This window comes from Pseudoxanthomonas sp. LARHCG66 (assembly GCF_052871755.1).
Genome location: NZ_JBIXJW010000001.1, coordinates 431,874 through 451,324, shown reverse-complemented (window position 1 = coordinate 451,324; position 19,451 = coordinate 431,874). Strand labels below are relative to the sequence as shown.

The window sequence follows — 19,451 nt, the reverse complement described above, 5'->3', positions numbered from 1 at the left end:
CGGGTTGCTGGTGCACAATGCGGCACCTTTATTTGATCTGGACGCATCATGGATATCGAAGCCCTTCTGAGTGCCGCTCTGCGCGAGGCGGGTTACGGGCAGGACGCCATAGGCTCGGCGATGCCGAGGATCCTGCGTATCCTGGAGGCCGAGGACGTACGCATCGAGATGGGGCGCAACCTGTCGCGCAAAGAGCGCGAATACGTGCGCCTGCAGCTCGAACTGGGACTGAGCGTGCGGGAAGTCGTTGCCGGCCTGAAGAACAGATGAGCGGCAACCGTAGGATGGGTTGAGCCGAAGGCGATACCCATCGATACGACGGCATGGCAGAGATTGAAGTTTGCGTTGCGCTGCTTCTGTCGCTGTCACAACTCGCTGTTGTCGCTCCCTGCACGCGATGGGTATCGCCTTCGGCTCAACCCATCCTACGCGCTAGCCCAATCCCGTTGTGAGCATCCATGCAGAAATATTCGCGCGCAACAGACGTCATTGCCGCCTTTGGAATAGGCGCCGCCATCCTCGCGGCGACGGCCGTTTTGGGAGATCCCATCTATACGGGCGTCTGGTACTACGTCCTCGCCTGGACGGGCCTGATAGGCGCGGTGCAGATTGCGCGCGTGCCGCCCCTGTTTTCTGCCGGTGCATCGTCGGCGTTGGGCGTGTCTGTACTCCTTTACTGGGCTTGGCAAGCATCCCTGCCACAGCCGGAAGGACTTCTTGGGCTCGGCCACCTGTTCTCCCTGCCTGGCTTGGCCGTTGGCGCGGTCATTGCAACCATCGTCATCCGGCGCCGCCAGCTGCGCCCCGCATCCGCCTTCGGTATCGGTTTCCTTGCCTGCTGCGTCGGGTTTGGCATCGCGCAGATCGCGGTATGCCGCACGATGATGTACTGCGGCGCGCTGTCGGGCAGCGTGGGATGAGCCTGTAGGATGGGTTGAGCCAAAGGCGATACCCATCGATACGACGGCATGGCAGAGCCTAAAGTCTCCACTGCGTTGTTCGTGTAGCCGTCGCCGTCACAACTCGCTGTTGTGGATCCCTGCACGCGATGGGTATCGCCTTTGGCTCAACCCATCCTACGCGCGTGCTTCCATCGTAAGGGGGACCATCAATTCGGCCGGTCGCCCGGCGCATGGCGTACGACGCCGGCCTCGCTGTGATCCGTTTTCCCCGCTGCATTGGAAAGCGGCATCTGCCCGAATTCTTCCTCCGTCATCCCGGAGAGTTGTATCCGGAGATCGTTCTCCACCTCGACTCTCCGCCGGTCGACCAGGGTCTGCAGCGCATCCAGAAGTTCGGAAAAATCCATGGCCTCAAGACGGCCCAGGGAGAACATCGGGACCCGTTCGCAGCCGATACGGAGGTAGCCGTCGCGATCACGCACGGCCTTTGCGGCGTAGGTGTGGTCGACGCCCCCAGGGTGGGAAACCAGCGTGTCGCGCAGCCTCCTGAAGTGCCGGTGGCGCACCTGAAGCAGTTCTGGGAGGCTCCCGATCACCTCGGCAGCACCCCAAGGCGCGACGCCCTTGCCGAAGCAACGGCCATAGTGAACCAGGGCCGCCGTCCACCACGCCTCGACGTCGCCGTTTGGCGCTGCATCCAGTATCCGATCCACGTACATGGCCGCCGCGACCAGGTCATCGGCAATACCACTCAGTATCTCCAGCCGACGCGCCTGATTGCCGTCCAACTGTCTGGCTTCCGACATTCCTTGCTCCTGACTCACCGTTGCAAGCAGATGACCTTACGCCTGCTATCACGGTTAAAGGATGAAATCCGGGCAACCGCACATCGGAGAATTTCAGGTAAACACGTCTACCTGCGTGAGCACCTGTGGTTCGCAGGACGAGTAAGTCGCGGATGGCCTTCAACGGCGCAGCCAATCTGCCTGTTGCATGAAGCGAACCACGCCAGCCGCTTGCAATGGCGACAACAAACCGGATGAATCATCGACACTCCACAGGCTCACCCACAACAAACGACAGGTCCCGGATGAAGGTCCCAAACACCGCCTTGCTGCTTCTCCTCACCTGTTCTACCGCCCTCGCAACGGAACAGCCCGAGCACAAGGAATGGGAATGGCGCGGCCCCGGTGAGGCGGGTGCGTGGCTGCAGACAGAGAAGCGCGGAAGCGCGGTCACGTTCAGCCTCGAATTGAACCGGGGGGAACCGTCGTACAACATCGGTCTGGCATCCGGGCAGTTCCCCCTGGAACACCATCTGGGTATCTACCAGCCCTACGAACTCCCCGGATGCGCGTTGGCCTTCGCGTTCGTCGGCGATGAGGTGGAGATCAAGCAGGTCGGCTCCGACGCGGATTGTGGCTTCGGGTTTGGCGTGATGGCGAGCCATGTGCTCACGCTCAAGCAGACGGAGTGAGCAGCACGGTGGGCCGAGTCGGGTGTCCCTTCGTTCGTGAGGAATCAACGGCAGGTGGCGGGTGAGGTGCGGCTCGGCGCGCGTGGGCCCGCTCTGTGGGGGCGCCGGTGGTCTGGCGGGGGCGGACGTTCGCTTTCCGGAATCCGCGCGCAAGCACCGGAAACTCGCCGGCAACCGTCGAATTCCCACGGCTGACATGCGCATGCCTTGCGCGCGACGCCGGAACACGTGCATGCGAGTGTCGGACGGTCGGGGTGCAAGCCTCCAGGACTCGGCCGCAAGGTCCGGAGACTCGGTCGCAAGTCTCGAAGCCCTACGCGCCTCACATCGAGCGTCGCCGGCGAGGTTCCGGGGCTTGAAGCCGCAAGCCTTCCCACCTCGCCTGCAAGCATCAATTACTTGCTGGCGAATCCTGGCAGCTTGCGCGCGACTCCTGGCGGGTGAAGCCTCGCGTTCGAGAGCTTGCAGGCAAGTCTCCGAACCTTGCCGTGACATGTTTCCCATTAGCGCGGGACGTATGCGCAGCCCGCGCGCCGCGCGTTACGCTGCGGTTGCCGGCCTGTGAGGCCGGCGTCCCATGACATGGAATCAAGGAACGACAATGAGTCAGAACCGCATCGCACTGAACTACCCGCAAGCCTCGCTCGACGCCATCGACGCCGCCCTCGGCGTGCTGGACGCCGAGTTCGCCAACCTGATCGGCCTGTCCATCGACGAACGCCGCCAGCTCAACAAGATGGGCGACAAGTCCGAAGCCTTCTGCCGTCAGGCCGTCGTGGTCTTCACCGAAAACAGCGGTGTCCTGCCGCGCAACTTCGATCTGGACGGCTACGTGGCCGACCTGGCGGCCCTCGATGCCCTGCGCCCGCGCCTGGCCCGCGTGCGGCGTCTGTTCGAACGCATGAGCGACAGCGAGATGGCACTGGGCAGCGACCTGATGTCCGGTTCGCTGGAGGGTTATGCCGTGCTGAAAGTGTCCGGGAAGGGCGAAGGGCTGGAAGGCCTGCGCGAGATCCTGTCCAACCGCTTCAGCCGCAAGCCGCGCCCTGGCACACCCGCGTCCGGAAGCAGCGGCGGCAACGGCTGACGCCGCGGCATCCTTCCAGGAAAGGCCCCGCATCGCGGGGCCTTTCCACTTCATCTTCTGGCGATTCGCAGTCCGTGTCCCGACGCATCCTGCGAGTCCATTGGATGGGATGTAGCCCGCCCCACGGAACCTTCGGCATGGCCGCCGACATGCGATCCCTTCGTTGGCACGGTCGAGCTTCCACGCTCGATCAAGGGAGAATCCGTCATGGACGTGAGACGCATGCCGCGCTGGGCGGCGGTCGCGGCAGGGTGTGCGATGGCCTGCAGTCCCGATGCCTGGGCAGGCAAGTCGGTGGCCGAATGCCAAGCATTCGCGCACCAGTCGCTGGACATGAAGCGCGACGCGTTGGCCAGGAACTGCGGCTTCCCCGACAACTGGATCGGTACATGGCAGCAGAACTTCGACTACTGCCGCAGCGCCGAGGCATCCTCGACGGATCAGATCGTTCACCGCCGCAACGTGATGATGAACATGTGCACGAATGTCTGCCCGGGGTACGCGGCGGCGGCAATGAACGACATCCGCATCGCGACGGAAGGTGGATGTCTCCAGGGCAATACCCTCGTCGGTGTGACCGGTGGCGCGGGACGTTGGGCCGGCGACTACGCGACGCACTTCCGTTGGTGCATGAGCGGCCCCAGCCTGGGCACCATCGATCGCGAGCGTCGGATCCGGGCTACCGAAGCTCCCCGATGCGGCATATGCGGGCGCTATGCCGATACCACCGTGCAGCAGGCGCAGGTCCAGCAGCAGAAGCGATGTGGATACGGGAGTTTTCATGGTGGGCATCAGTGGAGCCTGGAGCGCGGACTGCACTTCAGCCACTGCATGGGCCACCCGATCGACCGGGTGCAGGCTTGGGCGAACGCGCAGACCAACGATCGCGCCAACCTGCTTAATCGGTGCCCGTCGTTGCAGACGCAGGCGACGTGCCGCTTTTATGCACAGCGCGCTGCCCAGCAGCGGGCAGCGCTGGACAATGTCCGTTTCACCTGCGACTTCCAGGGGTTGGACCACTCGCGCTGGAATCCTGACGAGCAGGTCCACTTCGAGGGCTGCCTGAGCAACCCGCAGACCACGCCGGGCGAAGACCAGGCGCGCGAGCAGCATCTGGTGGCCTGTGGGGCGTCACGGAAAGCCAGTCCGCCCGTGGTGCCTCTGGACCCGGGCAAGACATGTCGCTTCGGTGCTGTCACGACGCTGGTCGAATGCCTGGATCCGCGCGGTGTGCCGGTGGCGAATTGGGACCCACCGCTGATGGAGCCGGCTTGTGGTCTGGGCTCGACCGCAGAGGAGGCGGAAGACAACGCCCTGTTGGCATACAGGGTCGCGCATGGGCTGACGGTCACCGAAAATCCCGGAAACGGGGAGTGTTCGTACGAGGCTACCCCGATCAACGGTTGCAGTTGCGACACGGGCTTGGCGATACGCTCGTTGCGGTTCCGTCAGGGCCCCGCCATCCAGGTGAGGCAGCCGATCGTACCGCGCGTTCAGCCCGATCCAGCGAACACATTGCATCCGCGGGTACTGGAGCCCCGCCGCGAACCGCGACCCGATGAACTCATCGAACCCGGGCGGATTGAGCCGCAGCCACAACCTTGAGCCATACGCACCCACGCATGGGTCGAGGAGGACTTGCGGACACCATCTCGGGACGTCGCAAGGTGGCCGGCGAAACCGTGGCCGCGGCATCGCGGCACCCACTCAACGCGGCGGCTGTATGGCCGGCGCATGCTGCGCCATCAGCTCCACGATCCAGTCGATGAACACGCGCAGCTTGCGGCTGACGTGGCGGCTTGGCGGGAAGGCCACGTACAGCGGCATCGGGTCGAGCTGCCAGTCCTCGAACAGCGGCACCAGTTCGCCGCGCGCCAACGGTGTGCGCGCCATGTACTGCGGTAGCCACAACACGCCCAGGCCGGCGATGCCCGCGGCCAGATACGTATTGCCGTCGTCCACCGACAGCACATGCCGGCCGTGCACGCGCAACTGCTCGTCGCCGCGCCGCATCGCATACGCCAGTGGCGTGCCGGCGCGCGAACCGCGATACCCGATGATGCGGTGGTCGCTGTCTTCCAGTGCCTGCGGATGCAGCGGCTCACCCGCACGCGCCAGATAGTCCGGCGCGGCGTACACCCCCAGCGCCAGGTCGGCGATGTGGCGCGCGCGCAGCGACGGCTCGGTGAGCTCGCCGCCGCGCACCACGCAGTCCACGTTCTCGTCGATCAGGTCCACCTTGCGGTCGCTGGCGCCCAGGTCCAACTGGATGTCCGGATACCGCGCGTGGAAGGCGGGCAGGGCCGGCACCACGACCAGGGTGGCCAAGGGCGCGGGCACGTCGACGCGCAGGCGGCCGCGCGGCGAGGCGGAGGCTGCCGACAAACTGGTCTCGGCATCGTCCAGGTCGGCCAGCAGGCGCACGACGCGCTCGTAGTAGGCGGTCCCGTCGGCAGTGGCGTTGACCCTGCGCGTGGTGCGGTGGAGCAGCTTCACGCGGAGGTGGGTCTCCAGCTGCTGCACGAGCTGGGTCACGCGCGTCCTGCTGGTCTGCAGCGTGTCGGCGGCCTTGGTGAAGCTGCCGGTTTCCACCACGCGGATGAAGGCCTGCATCGCATCGATACGGTCCATGTGGTCTCCAGAGGGCCGAACGGGATTGTTTGGATTCTACAAACAGTGATCCCCGGGCCGGCGTGTTTATCGCGCGGACGCGGCTGCCTAGAGTGGCTCCCACGCGCCGGAATCGCCGGCCCCAGGAGATATCCCATGAGTCCTCGTGATGCTGTTTTCCCCGCCGGCCGGCATGCGCTGTACGCAACCCACCGCTATTCCGCCGCGATCAGGTCGGATGACCTGCTGTTCGTGTCCGGTCAGGTCGGCAGTCGCGACGACGGTTCGCCCGCGCCGGATTTCGAGGCCCAGGTCCGCCTGGCGTTCGCCAATCTGGAAGCGACCCTGCGTGCGGCCGGATGCGGATTCGACGATATCGTCGACGTCACCACCTTCCATACCGATCCCGCACGCCAGTTCGACACGGTCCTGGCCGTGAAGGACGAGATCTTTCCGCAAGCGCCCTATCCGGCCTGGACCGCGATCGGCGTCACCTGGCTCGCGGGCTTCGACTTCGAGATCAAGGTCATCGCGCGCATTCCGCGCTGAACATCCGTGTGGCGAAGGTCGGGCACGGCCAGGTGCTCAGGCCGCACCCGACTGGATGTAGTGTGTCGTTTCACCGGTATCTGAAAAATGTGTCGCGGGCTTTTCCCGCCGCGACGATCCGGTTCCCCGTCATCCCGCGCGGGTCAGTCTGCGCTGCGCGGCATCGGCGTGTTGAGCAGTTGCTGTTCCCACAGGTACGCGATCCCGCTGCCTGCGGCATGCTGCTTGAGCACCTCTGTCAGTTCGGCGGCGTGGTCGGTCCGGGCCCAGTCGCGCTGCCATTCGGCCGCGACTGCCAGCCAGGTCATCATGTTCGCGCCCGCTGCGATCATGCGCTGGATGGCCACCTGGTGCGCCTCGACCGACACCGCGCCGGAGGCATCGGTGATGACGGTGACATCCCAGCCTTCGCCCAGTGCCTGGATCACCGGCATGGCGACGCAGATCTCGGTCCACAGGCCGGCGATGATGAGTTGCTTGCGGCCCGTCGCCTTGACCGCGTCCACCACCTTGCGGTCTTCCCAGGTGTTGATGAACGTCCGGTCGATCACCTCCTGGCCCGGAAACACGTCGGTGATCTGCGGAAAGATGAGGCCACCGCGTTCGGCGATGACGCTGGTCAGGATGGTGGGCACACCGAACGCCTTGGCGGATTTCGCCAGCGCGGTCGCATTGTTGACCACCATGTGCGGGTCGTGGCTGTTGAGGTTGGCGAGCTGGTACGGCTGGTGGTCGATCAGAACGAGGACCGAGTCTTCCGGACGAAGCAGCGACGCAAGACCATTGCGAAAAGTCATGGATACATCCTGTGGTGAGGGGAAGGTGCAGAGACGGACGCAGCGGTGGGTGCATCGTCCCGGCGCAAACCTTGTCATCCCCTTGCGCGGGGCGGTAGCGCCCGTTCGTGCCAAGCTGTGTCGCGGAATCGGGAACACGGGATTCGCGACGGCTGTGGCAGGCTATGTCGCGCATCCGGGAGACCACGTTGGATATCGAAGACCTGCGGACATTCGTGGAAGTGGCCGATGCCGGCGGCGTTTCCCCCGCTGCGCGTCGGCTCGGCGTTGCCAAGTCCGTCGTCAGTCGGCGGCTGGGCCGGATCGAGGCGGAACTGGGCGTGCAACTGCTCGCACGCACCACGCGCGGCGCTGCGCTCACCGATGCCGGCACCACGTTCCGCGAACACGCCGCCCGGGCCTGCGCCGAGATCGACGCGGCCCGGGAAACCATCCTGCCCAGCGGTGACCTGCGTGGCCGCCTGCGCATTGCGGCGCCGCTGTCCTTCGGGCCGACCCACTTCGCTTCCGTGCTCGCGGAAATGGCGCGGCGCCACCCGCAGCTGCACGTGCATACCGCCTACAGCGATCACTTCGTCGATCTGGTCGCGGAGGGGTTCGATTGCGCGATCCGCGTGGGCTATCTGCAGGATTCCACTCTGGTCGCGCGCTGCGTGGGGCCGCTGTATGGAAAGCTCGTCGCGAGCCCGGATTATCTCGAGGTGCATGGCGCCCCCGAGGTTCCGGGTGACCTCGCCGCGCATGAAGCGCTGATGCAGGGAACCGAAGCGTGGCAGTTCATGGACGGCGACGAGGTCATCACCGTGCACCCGCGCGGGCGCTTCAAGGCCGACAACGGCGCCGCGCTGATTGCCGCCGCCGTCGCGGGGCTCGGCATCGCGTGGCTTCCCGATGGCCTTACCCGCGACTACGTGGCCTCCGGCGCGCTGGTTTCGGTCATGACCCGCTATCCGCCGCCGCCGGCCGGCATCTATGTCATCCGGCCGCCCGGCCAGCATCCTTCACTCAAGGTGCGGGCGCTCACCGAGTTGCTGATCGAATGTTTCGAACAGGCGCCGCACCTGGCGGATGTCGGCGGCTGAGCCGCCCCGCGGTGGCGGCGACCACATCGAGGGCAGGGCAGCGGGCCGGGTGGCACCGTTCCATGGCACAGTGCGGCGGCCTGCGCGGGCGTGGAGCATCGAAGCCGCTGCGGCATCCGCCCACCATGTTCATCCCGGAGAATCCTGCATGCGGTTCCACCTTGGCCGTTGGTCCGTTATCGCGATGCTGGCCTGCAGTGCGCTGCCTGCGTGGGCAGCGCAACCCAGGGAGTCCTTCGACCTGCGCGTACCCGTGGCGCCGATGGCGCGCGCGATGCAGGAAGGCCACGAACTGGTGTACGAACTGCACCTGGACAACCATGCCCGCCGCGATCTGCGGCCCGTGCGCGTTGACGTACTGGATGCAGCTGATGGGCGTGTGCTGGCCGCCTACGAAGGCGCGGCGCTGGAGCAACGGCTGGACCGCTCGGGCGTGCAGTGGAAGGCCGAGACCTTCGATGCGATCCCGTCGGGGCGGCGCGGCGTGGTGTTCATCGAACTGCCATTGAAGGGCGCGTTGCCCGGCGCCTTGCGCCATCGGGTCGGCTTTGCGGATGTGGATGCCGGTGCAGGCATCGACACGATCGAAGGCGGTTCGACACCGGTGCTCGAAGGCAGGACCCCGGTGCTGGCAGCGCCGCTCGACGGCGGTCCGTGGGTCGCCATCCATGATCCCCGCTGGGCGCGCGGGCATCGCCGCGTGGGCTATGCCTTCAACGGTGCCCTGCGTACCCCCGGTCGCCATGCGGCCGACTGGGTGAAGCTGGATGCATCCGGCCGCAAGGCGCCGGCGGGCAACGATCTTGCCGCACGCACCTACAGTCATGGACAGCCTGTGTATGCCGTGGCCGATGGCGTGGTGAGTCGCGTGCACGACCGGTCGCCGGAGCGCACGCGACTGTCGGACGGCATCACCGGCACCGAAGGCAACCACGTGGTCCTGCAGCTCGACAACGGCTACTACGCGCACTATGGCCACTTGCGCCCCGGCAGTGCGACGGTCACGCCGGGCTCGCGCGTCGAGGCGGGCGACAGGATCGCCGAGGTCGGGTTCAGTGGCAGCGCCTCCGCTCCGCAACTCCACTTCGCCCTCACCGACGGCCCGGATGAACTGGCCAGCGAAGGCGTCGCGTACACGTTCGCGCGCTACCGCCTGCTGGGCACGTTCGACGATGTCTCGCGGATCGGCCACGGCATGTGGACGCCCGCCAGCGCGCAGCAGGAGGTCCGGACCTCCATGCCCGCTGGCATGAGCGTGGTGCGCTGGCCGGAGTAAGGCGTGCGCAAGGGACCGAGGCTGATTCGTCGGTCCCATCGCGGCTTCGTCACATCCTGCTGGCCGGCACGGTGGTCTGCGTGCATCCTCCCGCGCTGGACAGGCGCTGGTTCCCACCCTCGCCTGACATGGCCAACACGACATGCCGGTACCGGCAGGGGAGGACAGATGCGTTTCAGGACGTCATGGCGGGTGGCCGCGGTACTGGTCGCGATGCTAGTGTCGGGCAGGGCGGGCGCCGCGGATGCGCCCGCGGGCGTGGCGGGCGAGGGCATCGATGCCCGTATCCAGGCGCGCATGGCCGGGTCCGGCCTGGTGGGCGTGGGCGCGGCGGTGATCATCGACCGGAAGGTGGCGTGGTCGAAGGGCTACGGCTTCGCCGACAAGCAGCGCGGCGTGCCGTTCACGCCCGACACGGTGATGGCGATTGGCTCGATCAGCAAGACCTTCACCGGCGTGGCGATGATGCAGGCGGTGCAGGACGGCAGGCTGTCGCTGGACGAAGACATCAACCGCTATCTGCCTTTCAAGGTGGTGCATCCCGCGTTCCCGGAGGCGCGCATCACGTTGCGCCAGCTGGCCACGCACACCTCGGGCATCACGGACCGCTGGGCGGTATACGAGCGCCTGTACCACCGGGGCGGCGATGCGCCGGAAACGCTGGGTGATTTCCTGTCGGGCTATCTGATTGCGGGCGGCAAGGACTATGTGCCGGAGAACTTCGTGCCGCACGCGCCGGGCACGCACCGCGAGTACTCCAACATCGGGGCGGCACTGGCGGGCTACATCGTGGAGCGTGCGGTCGGCGAACCGCTGAACACCTATACGCGCCGCACCATCTTCGCGCCGTTGCGGATGGCCCGCAGCGGCTGGTTGCTGTCGGAGGTGCCGGCGGGTGCGCATGCCACGCTGTACGTGGCGCAGGACGGCTTCAGCATTCCCCTCCCGCCCTACGGCCTGACCACCTATCCCGATGGTGGCGTGCGGACGTCGGTGGCGGAACTGTCGCGGTTCTTCATTGCGCTGCTTGGCGGCGGCCAGTATCAGGGCGCGCGCATCCTGCAGCCTGCCTCGGCCGCGGAGATGATGAGGCTGCAGTACACCGCGGCGAACAAGCCGGACAACATCGTACTGGCGGAGAAGAACTCCGGCCTGTTCTGGGCCACCAAGTACGATGGCCGCTTCGTCGGCCACGGCGGTTCCGACCCCGGCGTGCGGACCGAGATGCTCGCCACGCCGGCGGGAGACGTGGCCGTGGTGCTGTTCACCAATACCTCGCTGGCGGAACGCGACGGCAAGGTCTACGCGGAGCTGTTCAAGGATGTCTGGGAGCACGCGCAGGCATTGAAGTCCGCGGCGAAGTAGTCCGGTCGGCCGGCAGCCGATCCTGCGAGAATGCGGCCGGGCCCGCAGTGCGCGGGCATGGGGGTGACGACATGATCCGCTGCACCATGGTCATTCTTGCGTGGCTGCTGGTGGCCGCGATGCCGACGGCCCGGGCGGCACCGCCTGCGCCGACCGGCGAAGACGGCGCCGCGCCGCGCGTACCGCTGGACTATCTGCCTGCGCTGAAGGGGGACTACTTTCCGCTGACGGATCGCGGATCCGGGCGCGTGCACCACGTCTATGTGCGCTATCCAGAAGGCTACGACGTGTCGGCACCGACGCGTTATCCGGTGGTGTACCTGCTGGATGGCGACAGCCTGTTCCCGTTGCTGGCGCCCACGCATCTGTTCCTGCACTACGACGAGAAACTGCCGGAGGCCATCCTGGTGGGCATCGCCTATGGCGGCTTCGACCCGGCCACCAACAAGCGCAACACCGACTTCACTGCGCCGGGCGCGGACGCCACGCCGGAGCAGGGCGGGGCGCCCGGGTTCCTGGCCTTCCTGCGCGGGCAACTGGTGCCCGAGGTGGAGCGTCGTTACGCCGTCGATCCGGCGCGACGCATCCTGGTGGGGCAGTCGCGCGCGGGTTACTTCGTGCTGTGGTCGGCGCGCGAGGCGCCGGACCTGTTCTGGGGGCGCATCGCCAGCAATCCGGCGCCTGGTCCGGCGCGTGACGCGCTGTTCGCCGGGGCGCGGCCGCACGCGCGCGACGACCTGCGCGTGGCGGTGGCCAGCGGCACGCGCGACACCGTCGAACGCCGGCGGGTGGCGAGGGAGTGGGCCGATGCGTGGACGTCCCGCGCGGATGCGCCGTGGCGGGTCGGCTTCTTCGAGATCGCCGACGGTACGCATGCGGCCAGCATCGGGGAAACCTACCGGCGCGCGATGCTGTGGCTGTTCCGCGAGGGGAACGATCCGCCGGCACCCACCCGCTGAGTGTTCGCCCGAACGTAATCGCGTTCACAGAACAGTGCCGGCCGTCGGAAAAACCGCCGGCATGTCACACAACCGGCATGTGCGCCCCTTACGCTGCGGGCATGGACACGTTGGCCACCATCCGGGCCGCACTGGCCGTCGCCGGGGAACGCATCGAACGCGATGCGTTGCGCGAGGACCCGCGCGTGTTCATGGATCAGCTGTGGCGCCAGGTCTACGACGCCGCCCCCGACGATCTGCAACCCTACGTATGGGCGCGGCTGGCGGACTTCTCCACGCAACTGGGCCTGATGGGCGAACTGCCCACGCACCGCAGCCCGGTGCGGGCGCCGCCCGAAGTGTTCGTGCGGCGGTAGCGGCGCTCACTGCGCCGGCGGGTCCCAGAGGCTGTCATCCACGGGCGCCTCGGACAGTCCGCGCACCAGCGTCATCACCATCTCGTTCTCGCTGACGCCGTTCTGTCGCGCCAGCTGCTTGAACACGTCCTCGCTCATCGTGACCAGCGGGATCAGGTTGAAGTGCCAGCGGCCCTGCTCGCGCTCGAATTCGAAATCGAAGGGCATCTCGACGGTGCCGATCTTCAGCCGTGCCGCCGCGTGGTCGCCGTCCACCTGCAGGGTGCCCAGTTCGCTGCGCTCGACGCCTTCGCGGCCGATCCAGCCGCGGTCCACGGCATGCGCGAACACCGTGCGCCCATCCATCGCACGCAGGTCACGGGCCGGGACGCGGGCGCGGATGATCAGCACCTGCAGGCGCTCGGTCATCGGCAGTGCTTCCAGCTCGGTGCGTGGGGCGCTCAACGCCAGTTCGCGATAGCGCGCGTACTCGCGCAGCGTGCCGGTGGTGACCTGGTCGGCGGCGCGTTCGCCCTGCCGGGCGAGCACGGCGGACTTGTACGCCGCGAATGCGGCGCGCACCGCGGTTTCGTCGTCGGCTGCGTGGACGCTGAAGATGGGGGCGAGCAGCAGGCACAGGAGCAGCCAGCGGGACATGCGGTACTTCCATGGCGTGGGGCGCGCCATGGTAGGCGATCAGGGGTGAGGACAACTCACACTGACCTCATCCGCTGCGCGTCTGCGTTATGCAGGGCATGGAAGCACGTACCATGCACGCTGCATGAAAACCGAAATCCGCCCCGCACGGCTGTCCGAAGCCGCTGAACTGTCCGCGATGATGCGGCGCACCTTCCTTGCCGCGAACGGCCATTGCAGCACGCCGGAAAACGTCTCGGCCTTTGTCGCGCAGGCCTATACGCCCGAGCGGCAGGCGCAGGAGATCCGCGACCCCGACACGCTCACGCTGATCGTCGAACAGGACGGCGTGTGGGCCGGCTTCGCGCAACTGCGCTGGGGCACGGTGCCGCCGGCCGAAGTGGGGCTGCGGCCGACGGTGGAACTGGCGCGCATCTACCTGGACGAAGCCTTCCACGGGCAGGGCATCGCCGCCGTGCTGGTGTCGCACCTGCTGGCGGCGGCGCGGCTGCGCGGGTCGCGATCGGTCTGGCTGACGGTCTGGCAGGAGGCCCCGCAGGCGATCCGCTTCTGGCGCAAGCATGGCTTCCAGATCGTCGGCCGCTCCGTCTTCCACGTGGGCGATGATCCCAAGGAAGACTGGGTGATGACCCAGGTGCTGCCGACGGGGTGAAGAGCCTGGTGCAGTACGCCGGGCAACGATGCGGATATCGTGAGCGCGCGATTGAAGCGTCAGCACGTCTTGCAACGCGGTGCGGCCTTTTCCGAGGCGCTGCGCGGCAACGCCAACGACATGGACCCGGGCGCCGTCGCGTCCTGATAGAACCGCGATCCGCGCGTCACGCGACGCGCGGCATCGTCTGCATCAGACGGTGGGCGTACGCAGCACCGGGTTGTCCCAGCCGGGGCGCGGGGCGAAGCGGTCGCCGTGGCGGGCCTGCAGGGCCTTGAGCTTTTCCAGCAGCGCATCGGGACCGACCGCCTTGACGTGTTCGATCGGGCCGCCGCGGAACGGGGCGAAGCCGGTGCCGAAGATCACGCCTGCATCGAGCAGATCGCTGTCGGCCACCACGCCATCGTGCAGGCAGGCGACGGCTTCGTTGAGCAGCGGCAGGATCAGGCGGTCCTCGAGATCATCGGGTGCCTTGTAGTCCTGCGGGACCTGCGGCTTCACGGCTTTGCCGTTCTCCCACTTGTACAGGCCCTGGCCGTCCTTCTTGCCGCGCTTGCCGGGTTCGACCGTCGCCAGCGCCGCCGGCAACGTCAGGCCGAGGAACGGCGACAGTTCCGCCCCCACGCCCTGGGCCACGTCCAGGCCGACGGTGTCGATCAGTTCGATCGGGCCCATCGGCATGCCGAACTTCACCGCGGCCTTGTCGATCACCGGGCCGGGGATGCCTTCGGCGTAGGCGGTCGCGGCTTCGAGCATGTACGGGAACAGCACGCGATTGACCAGGAAGCCCGGCGTGCCGGCGACCGGCACCGGAAACTTGTCCAGCGCCTTGCAGAAGGCGGCGAGGCGTTTGACGTTGGCGTCGTCGAGCGCGTCGTGCTGCACGATCTCCACCAGCGGCATCAGCGCCACCGGGTTGAAGTAGTGCAGGCCTGCGAACTGCGCGGGACGCTGAATGTGCTCGCGCAGCTCGGTCAGCGGGATCGATGACGTGTTGGTGGTCAGCAGCGCATCGGCCTTCAGGCGCGGCTCGACGGTCTCGTAGAGATCGCGCTTGGCCTCGGGGTTCTCGATGATCGCTTCGATCACCAGGTCGGCCTGCGGCACGCCATCGCCGGCCAGGTCGCCTTTCAGGCGCGCAGCCACGGCGGGACGCTTGCTCTCGTCCTTCACCTTCTTCGCGAACAGGTCCTGCGCACGCGAGAGGGCGCCGTCGATGAAGCGCTGCTCACGGTCCTGCAGGGTGACGTTGAAGCCTTTGTAGGCCGACCACGCCGCGATGTCGCCGCCCATCACGCCGGCACCGACGACGTGCACGTTCGCGATGCCATGGTCTTTGCCGCCGAGGCCTTTCAGGCGTTCGGTGAGGAAGAAGATGCGGATCAGGTTGCGCGCGGTCGGCGTGCCCGCCAGCTTCACCACCGCCTTGCGCTCGGCGTCCAGACGCGCCTGGATGCCCTTGCCGCCGGCGGTCTTCCACACGTTGATGAGGGCATACGGCGCGGGGTAGTGCGCCTTCGGCGCCTTGCGCGCGACCTGCTTGAGCATCTGCGGCGCCAGCAGCTGGCGGGCGGGCCAGCTGTTGCTGATCCAGCCGGTGAAGCGCTGCTTGAACGGGCGCTGCGGGCGCGAGGCGATCAATGCGATCGCGGCATCGATCAGCACGGCCGGCTCGGCGATCTTGTCGACCAGGCCCATCGCCTTCGCCGAGCTGGCCGACAGCGTGCGGCCGGTCAGCATCATGTCCATCGCCTTCGGTGATCCCACCAGGCGCGGCAGTCGCGCGCTGCCGCCCCATCCGGGGAAGATGCCCAGCTTCACTTCGGGCAGGCCGATGCGCGTGGATGGGTCGCTGCTGGCCACACGGTAGTCGCAGGCCAGCGAAATCTCGGTGCCGCCGCCCATGCAGAAGCCGTGGATGGCCGACACCGTCGGGCAGGGCAGTTCGGCCAGTTTCTGGAACACGGCCTGGCCGCGGCGGATCGCGTCGTTGACGGTGCCCTTGCGGTCGAACTCCTGGAATTCCTTCAGGTCCGCGCCGGCGATGAAACCCGATGCCTTCGCCGAACGCAGCACCACGCCTTTCGGCGGATCGATGGACAGGCGTTCGATGATGTCGGCCAGTTCGATCAGCACGTCCTGCGAGAACGCATTGACGCTGGCGCCCTGGCGGTCGAAGGCCAGCACCACGATGCCGTCCTCGCGTAGCTCGGTCTGCCAGTGACTGAATCGCAGCCCATCGAAGTTCGCGGCCATGCAGGGACCATCCGTTCACGTATGGATAAGGCCGCTATCATCCCGAGGTTGTTTCATCCCCGTCAAATCCACATATCAACGAGAACGTCGTCACGGGCGTGACCGGCGGCAGGGGGATGTTCCCGCTGCGCCGGTTAAATTCTTGATAGGGCAACGGTTTGGACAAGGCGTTGAACTTTCCTCCGCTAGCGCGGTCACAGGGCACGGCCAACGCCGAGCCGACAGGAGTGCGGCCCGGCATGGCCGAAACAGATCCAACCCAGGAGCTGGACCTCGAGCTGGTCAGGCGCGTGCAACGCGGCGACAGCGCGGCCTTCGACCTGCTGGTGCGCAAGTACCAGCATCGCGTGGTGGCGTTGATCGGGCGTTACATCCATGACTGGAGCGAGTGCCAGGACGTGGCCCAGGAGACCTTCCTGCGTGCATATCGCGCGCTGGGGAACTTCAGGGGCGATTCCCAGTTCTATACGTGGCTGCACCGTATCGCCGTGAACACCGCCAAGAATCACCTGGTCGCGCACAACCGCCGTCCGCCTACCGCGGACGTGGATGCCGCCGACGCCGAGCAGTACGACATCGGCGCCCGGCTGCGCGACACCGACACGCCCGAGCGCGAGCTGATGCGCCAGGAGATGGAGGCGACGGTGATGAAGGCCGTGGACGGCCTGCCCGAGGAGCTGCGGACCGCGATCACCTTGCGCGAGGTGGAAGGCCTCAGCTACGAGGAGATCGCGCAGAAGATGGACTGCCCGATCGGCACCGTGCGTTCCCGGATCTTCCGGGCGCGCGAGGCCATCGATGAACAGCTGCGTCCCTTGCTGGACAACGACAGTGCAACCCGGGAGCGAGCCCGCTCATGACCGCCCGCAACGAGACTCCGATCATCGACAAGCTAGAAACCCATCACCGCCAGCAACTGTCCGCCCTGATGGACGGCCACCTGCCTGCGGATGAAGCGCGCTTCCTGCTGCGGCGACTGCAGCACGACCAGGACTTGGCCGGGTGCTGGGAACGCTGGCAGTTGTGCGGCGACGTGCTGCGCGGTGAAGGCCGTGCGCCGGCGCCCGCGGGCTTCGCCGAGCGCGTGGCGCGGGCGATCGCGGCCGAATCCGTTCCCGCCTCCGCCGCATCGCAGATGCAGGCTCCGCGTTCGCGCAACCTGCTCGCGCGCTGGGGCGGTGGCGCGCTTGCGGCGTCGGTGGCGCTGGTCGCGTTGTTCATGGCGCGCCAGCAATCGCCGCAGGACGTGCCGGTGGGCGAGGGAACCCAGGTGGCATCCACGCAGACGACATCCCCCGCCGTTCCGGCGGAGACGCCTTCAGCGCCCGCGCCGGACGCCGAGGCCTACGCGGTGGCCGCTGTCGCTGCCGTGACCAGCGTGCCCCGCCGGCAGGACAATGCCGCCCGTCGCAGTGCCACGCGCAGCCAGCAGGCAGCGCGCAGCGCGCAGCGTGTGGCGCGCGCCGATGCCCCGGTCCGTGCGACGGGCACCGCGCAGAACGCGCCGATCGACACCGTCGGTACGCTGGTGGCGGCCGCACCGTCGCAACTCGCCGCCAATCCCTTCGCCCATCGGGCAGGCGATACCGGCAGCGTGCCGTCCCGGCCATGGCCGAGGTCCGCGTTGTCGGGGTATCCATCGGCCAATGGTGGTCTGACGACGGGGTACAGCTCCGATTCGGCCGCGCGCACCTTCTACCCGTTCGAGCCGCGCCTGCAGTCCGCGCCGCCGGTGACACCGCCGATCGACGCGCCGCGCGAATGACCCCGGCTTCCGGTCGTCGGCCGGAGGCGAGATGAAATCCCTACCTTTTCCTGATCGAGGCATGCGTTCGATGACTCCTCACGCCCGTTCCGGCCTGTTGGCCGTGCTGATGCTCACCACCCCCCTCGCCGCTTGCGCGCAGCAGCCTGAGGCGCCTGTGCCCACGGCGGCGACGGCGCCTGTCGTTGCGCAGTCGGCAGCCCCGCAACTGGTGACCGGCCTTCCCGACTTCACCCAACTGGTGGAGCAGGTGGGGCCGGGCGTGGTGAACGTGGAGGCAACGGTGGGGTCGCGCCGCAGCGCGCAGGCCGAAGAGGCCGAGATACCCGAAATCTTCCGGCGCATGCTGCCGCCGGGCTTCCCGATGCCGGGCCCGGGCCAGCAGGGGCCGCAACGGCGCGGTACCTCGATGGGATCGGGCTTCATCATTTCAGCCGACGGCTACGTGCTGACCAATCATCATGTGGTGGATGGCGCCGACGAGGTGAAAGTCACCCTGCCGGACCGCCGCGAGCTGACCGCCAAGGTGGTCGGCAGCGACCAGCAATACGACGTGGCACTGCTGAAGGTCGAGGCCAAGGGCCTGCCGACCGTGCGCATCGGCAACTCGGCCACGCTGAAGCCGGGCCAGTGGGTGGTGGCGATCGGTTCGCCGCTGGGGCTGGATCACTCCGTCACCGCCGGCATCGTCAGCGCCGTGGGTCGCAGTGCGTCGGCCGAGCAGCGTTACGTGCCCTTCATCCAGACCGACGTGGCGATCAACCAGGGCAACTCGGGCGGCCCGCTGCTCAATACGCGCGGTGAAGTGGTCGGCATCAACTCGCAGATCTTCTCGGTGTCCGGCGGCTACATGGGCATCAGCTTCGCCATCCCGATCGACCTGGCGATGGGGGCGGTGGAGCAACTCAAGAGCACCGGCAAGGTCAGTCGCGGGCAGCTGGGCGTGCAGGTAGGCGCGGTGACCTCCGATGCCGTGAAGGGCTTCGGGCTTCCCGACAACCGGGGTGCGCTGGTCAATGACGTGGTAGGTGGCAGCCCTGCGGCGAAGGCCGGCATCGGTCCCGGAGATGTCATCCGTTCGGTCAATGGCCGCGCGATCAACGATTCGAGCGATCTGCCGCCGATCATCGGCGCGATGGCCCCCGGGACCAAGGTCACCTTGGGTGTCCTGCGCGATGGGAAGCCGCGTGATCTGACCGTGACGCTCAGCGAGCTGGACGAAGGCGAGGCGGGGGCGGGTGTCGCCCCGGCGTCGCCCGACAGGCCGGCAGCTCCGGCCGGACGCAATGCGCTCGGCATCCAGACCCAGTCGCTGGACGCGAACAGCCGCAAGCAACTGGGCATCGAAGGCAGCGACGGCGTGCTGGTGGCGCGCGTGGACAGTGCTGCCGCCCGCGAGGCGGGCCTTGCACCGGGCATGGTGATCCTGCAGGTAGGCCGCACCAAGGTCGACAGCCCTGCGGCGCTGGACCGGGAGCTGGCCGCTGCGAAGCCGGGTGACACCGTGATGCTGCTGGTCCGCCATCGCGGCGTGACCCGTTTCGTCGCCGTGACGGTGGAAAAAGGCTGAACCACGCTCGCCGTCGCTGGTGACCCCCCGTGGGGCCCCCCCCGGGGGGGGGGGGGGGGGGGGGCGGGGGGGGGGGGGGGGGGGGGCGCGCCCCCCCCGGGCCGGGGCGGGC

General features: G+C 67.4%; 20 protein-coding genes. 15 read left to right on the top strand and 5 right to left on the bottom strand.

The features are described 5' to 3' along the window. Positions 1 to 48: 48 nt before the first annotated feature. Positions 49 to 270: a polyprenyl synthetase gene (locus ACIPRS_RS02115; protein ID WP_277729408.1), complete on the top strand. Its 222-nt coding sequence runs from the start codon at positions 49 to 51 to the stop codon at positions 268 to 270. A 188-nt stretch (positions 271 to 458) separates the two neighbouring features. Next, on the top strand, positions 459 to 920 hold the full coding sequence (locus ACIPRS_RS02110; protein ID WP_446537359.1) for a hypothetical protein: 462 nt from the start codon (positions 459 to 461) through the stop codon (positions 918 to 920). A gap of 188 nt (positions 921 to 1,108) precedes the next feature. Here the strand turns inward: ACIPRS_RS02110 and ACIPRS_RS02105 are convergent, their stop codons facing one another. Further along, entirely contained in the window at positions 1,109 to 1,708 is a 600-nt protein-coding gene (locus ACIPRS_RS02105) for a hypothetical protein (RefSeq protein WP_446537358.1), read from the bottom strand. A gap of 284 nt (positions 1,709 to 1,992) precedes the next feature. Here ACIPRS_RS02105 and ACIPRS_RS02100 point away from each other — a divergent pair, with 284 nt between their 5' ends. From ACIPRS_RS02100 to ACIPRS_RS02090, 3 genes are all read left to right on the top strand, one after another. Further along, a complete protein-coding gene (locus ACIPRS_RS02100; RefSeq protein WP_446537357.1) occupies positions 1,993 to 2,379 on the top strand; it encodes a hypothetical protein in 387 nt (128 codons plus the stop codon). 601 nt (positions 2,380 to 2,980) lie between these two features. Then, positions 2,981 to 3,466, top strand: coding sequence for a hypothetical protein (locus ACIPRS_RS02095; RefSeq protein ID WP_446537356.1), 486 nt, complete (start codon positions 2,981 to 2,983; stop codon positions 3,464 to 3,466). 207 nt (positions 3,467 to 3,673) lie between these two features. Next, a complete protein-coding gene (locus ACIPRS_RS02090; RefSeq protein WP_446537355.1) occupies positions 3,674 to 5,071 on the top strand; it encodes a hypothetical protein in 1,398 nt (465 codons plus the stop codon). Positions 5,072 to 5,173: 102 nt separating this feature from the next. Here ACIPRS_RS02090 and ACIPRS_RS02085 read toward each other — a convergent pair whose 3' ends face one another. Next, a complete protein-coding gene (locus ACIPRS_RS02085; protein WP_446537354.1) occupies positions 5,174 to 6,097 on the bottom strand; it encodes a LysR substrate-binding domain-containing protein in 924 nt (307 codons plus the stop codon). A 135-nt stretch (positions 6,098 to 6,232) separates the two neighbouring features. Here ACIPRS_RS02085 and ACIPRS_RS02080 point away from each other — a divergent pair, with 135 nt between their 5' ends. Next, positions 6,233 to 6,625, top strand: a complete 393-nt coding sequence (locus ACIPRS_RS02080) for a RidA family protein (RefSeq protein ID WP_446537353.1) — start codon at positions 6,233 to 6,235, stop codon at positions 6,623 to 6,625. A 143-nt stretch (positions 6,626 to 6,768) separates the two neighbouring features. Here ACIPRS_RS02080 and ACIPRS_RS02075 read toward each other — a convergent pair whose 3' ends face one another. Then, the gene (locus ACIPRS_RS02075) at positions 6,769 to 7,422 is read right to left on the bottom strand and encodes a hydrolase (protein ID WP_446537352.1); all 654 of its coding nucleotides are present in this window, start codon (positions 7,420 to 7,422) and stop codon (positions 6,769 to 6,771) included. Positions 7,423 to 7,586: 164 nt separating this feature from the next. On the opposite strand from ACIPRS_RS02075, the gene ACIPRS_RS02070 reads away from it, so the two are divergent. The 5 genes from ACIPRS_RS02070 to ACIPRS_RS02050 all read left to right on the top strand — a co-directional run bounded on the left by ACIPRS_RS02070 (position 7,587) and on the right by ACIPRS_RS02050 (position 12,460). Then, entirely contained in the window at positions 7,587 to 8,504 is a 918-nt protein-coding gene (locus ACIPRS_RS02070; RefSeq protein ID WP_446537351.1) for a LysR family transcriptional regulator, read from the top strand. A gap of 148 nt (positions 8,505 to 8,652) precedes the next feature. Further along, positions 8,653 to 9,780: a peptidoglycan DD-metalloendopeptidase family protein gene (locus ACIPRS_RS02065; RefSeq protein ID WP_446537350.1), complete on the top strand. Its 1,128-nt coding sequence runs from the start codon at positions 8,653 to 8,655 to the stop codon at positions 9,778 to 9,780. Between the two features lie 168 nt (positions 9,781 to 9,948). Beyond that, a complete protein-coding gene (locus ACIPRS_RS02060) occupies positions 9,949 to 11,145 on the top strand; it encodes a serine hydrolase domain-containing protein (protein WP_446537349.1) in 1,197 nt (398 codons plus the stop codon). Positions 11,146 to 11,216: 71 nt separating this feature from the next. Further along, positions 11,217 to 12,104, top strand: a complete 888-nt coding sequence (locus tag ACIPRS_RS02055) for an alpha/beta hydrolase (protein ID WP_446537348.1) — start codon at positions 11,217 to 11,219, stop codon at positions 12,102 to 12,104. A 101-nt stretch (positions 12,105 to 12,205) separates the two neighbouring features. Continuing rightward, positions 12,206 to 12,460 (top strand): hypothetical protein, encoded by a 255-nt coding sequence (locus ACIPRS_RS02050; protein ID WP_446537347.1) that lies wholly within the window; start codon positions 12,206 to 12,208, stop codon positions 12,458 to 12,460. 6 nt (positions 12,461 to 12,466) lie between these two features. Here ACIPRS_RS02050 and ACIPRS_RS02045 read toward each other — a convergent pair whose 3' ends face one another. Beyond that, the gene (locus ACIPRS_RS02045; RefSeq protein ID WP_446537346.1) at positions 12,467 to 13,096 is read right to left on the bottom strand and encodes a hypothetical protein; all 630 of its coding nucleotides are present in this window, start codon (positions 13,094 to 13,096) and stop codon (positions 12,467 to 12,469) included. A 124-nt stretch (positions 13,097 to 13,220) separates the two neighbouring features. Here ACIPRS_RS02045 and ACIPRS_RS02040 point away from each other — a divergent pair, with 124 nt between their 5' ends. Next, positions 13,221 to 13,748, top strand: a complete 528-nt coding sequence (locus ACIPRS_RS02040) for a GNAT family N-acetyltransferase (RefSeq protein ID WP_337730105.1) — start codon at positions 13,221 to 13,223, stop codon at positions 13,746 to 13,748. Between the two features lie 192 nt (positions 13,749 to 13,940). On the opposite strand, the gene ACIPRS_RS02035 is transcribed toward ACIPRS_RS02040, so the two are convergent. After that, positions 13,941 to 16,004, bottom strand: coding sequence for a 3-hydroxyacyl-CoA dehydrogenase NAD-binding domain-containing protein (locus ACIPRS_RS02035; protein WP_446537345.1), 2,064 nt, complete (start codon positions 16,002 to 16,004; stop codon positions 13,941 to 13,943). Positions 16,005 to 16,243: 239 nt separating this feature from the next. Between ACIPRS_RS02035 and rpoE the strand changes: the two genes are divergently transcribed. The 3 genes from rpoE to ACIPRS_RS02020 all read left to right on the top strand — a co-directional run bounded on the left by rpoE (position 16,244) and on the right by ACIPRS_RS02020 (position 19,339). Continuing rightward, positions 16,244 to 16,864 carry an RNA polymerase sigma factor RpoE gene (gene rpoE, locus ACIPRS_RS02030; RefSeq protein WP_192200827.1) on the top strand — a complete coding sequence of 207 codons (621 nt, stop codon included), beginning with the start codon at positions 16,244 to 16,246 and terminating at the stop codon, positions 16,862 to 16,864. After that, positions 16,861 to 17,769, top strand: coding sequence for an RseA family anti-sigma factor (locus ACIPRS_RS02025; protein ID WP_337730103.1), 909 nt, complete (start codon positions 16,861 to 16,863; stop codon positions 17,767 to 17,769). The genes rpoE and ACIPRS_RS02025 overlap by 4 nt, the downstream gene beginning before the upstream one ends. 70 nt (positions 17,770 to 17,839) lie before the next feature. After that, entirely contained in the window at positions 17,840 to 19,339 is a 1,500-nt protein-coding gene (locus ACIPRS_RS02020; RefSeq protein WP_446537344.1) for a Do family serine endopeptidase, read from the top strand. The last annotated feature ends 112 nt before the right edge of the window (positions 19,340 to 19,451 follow it).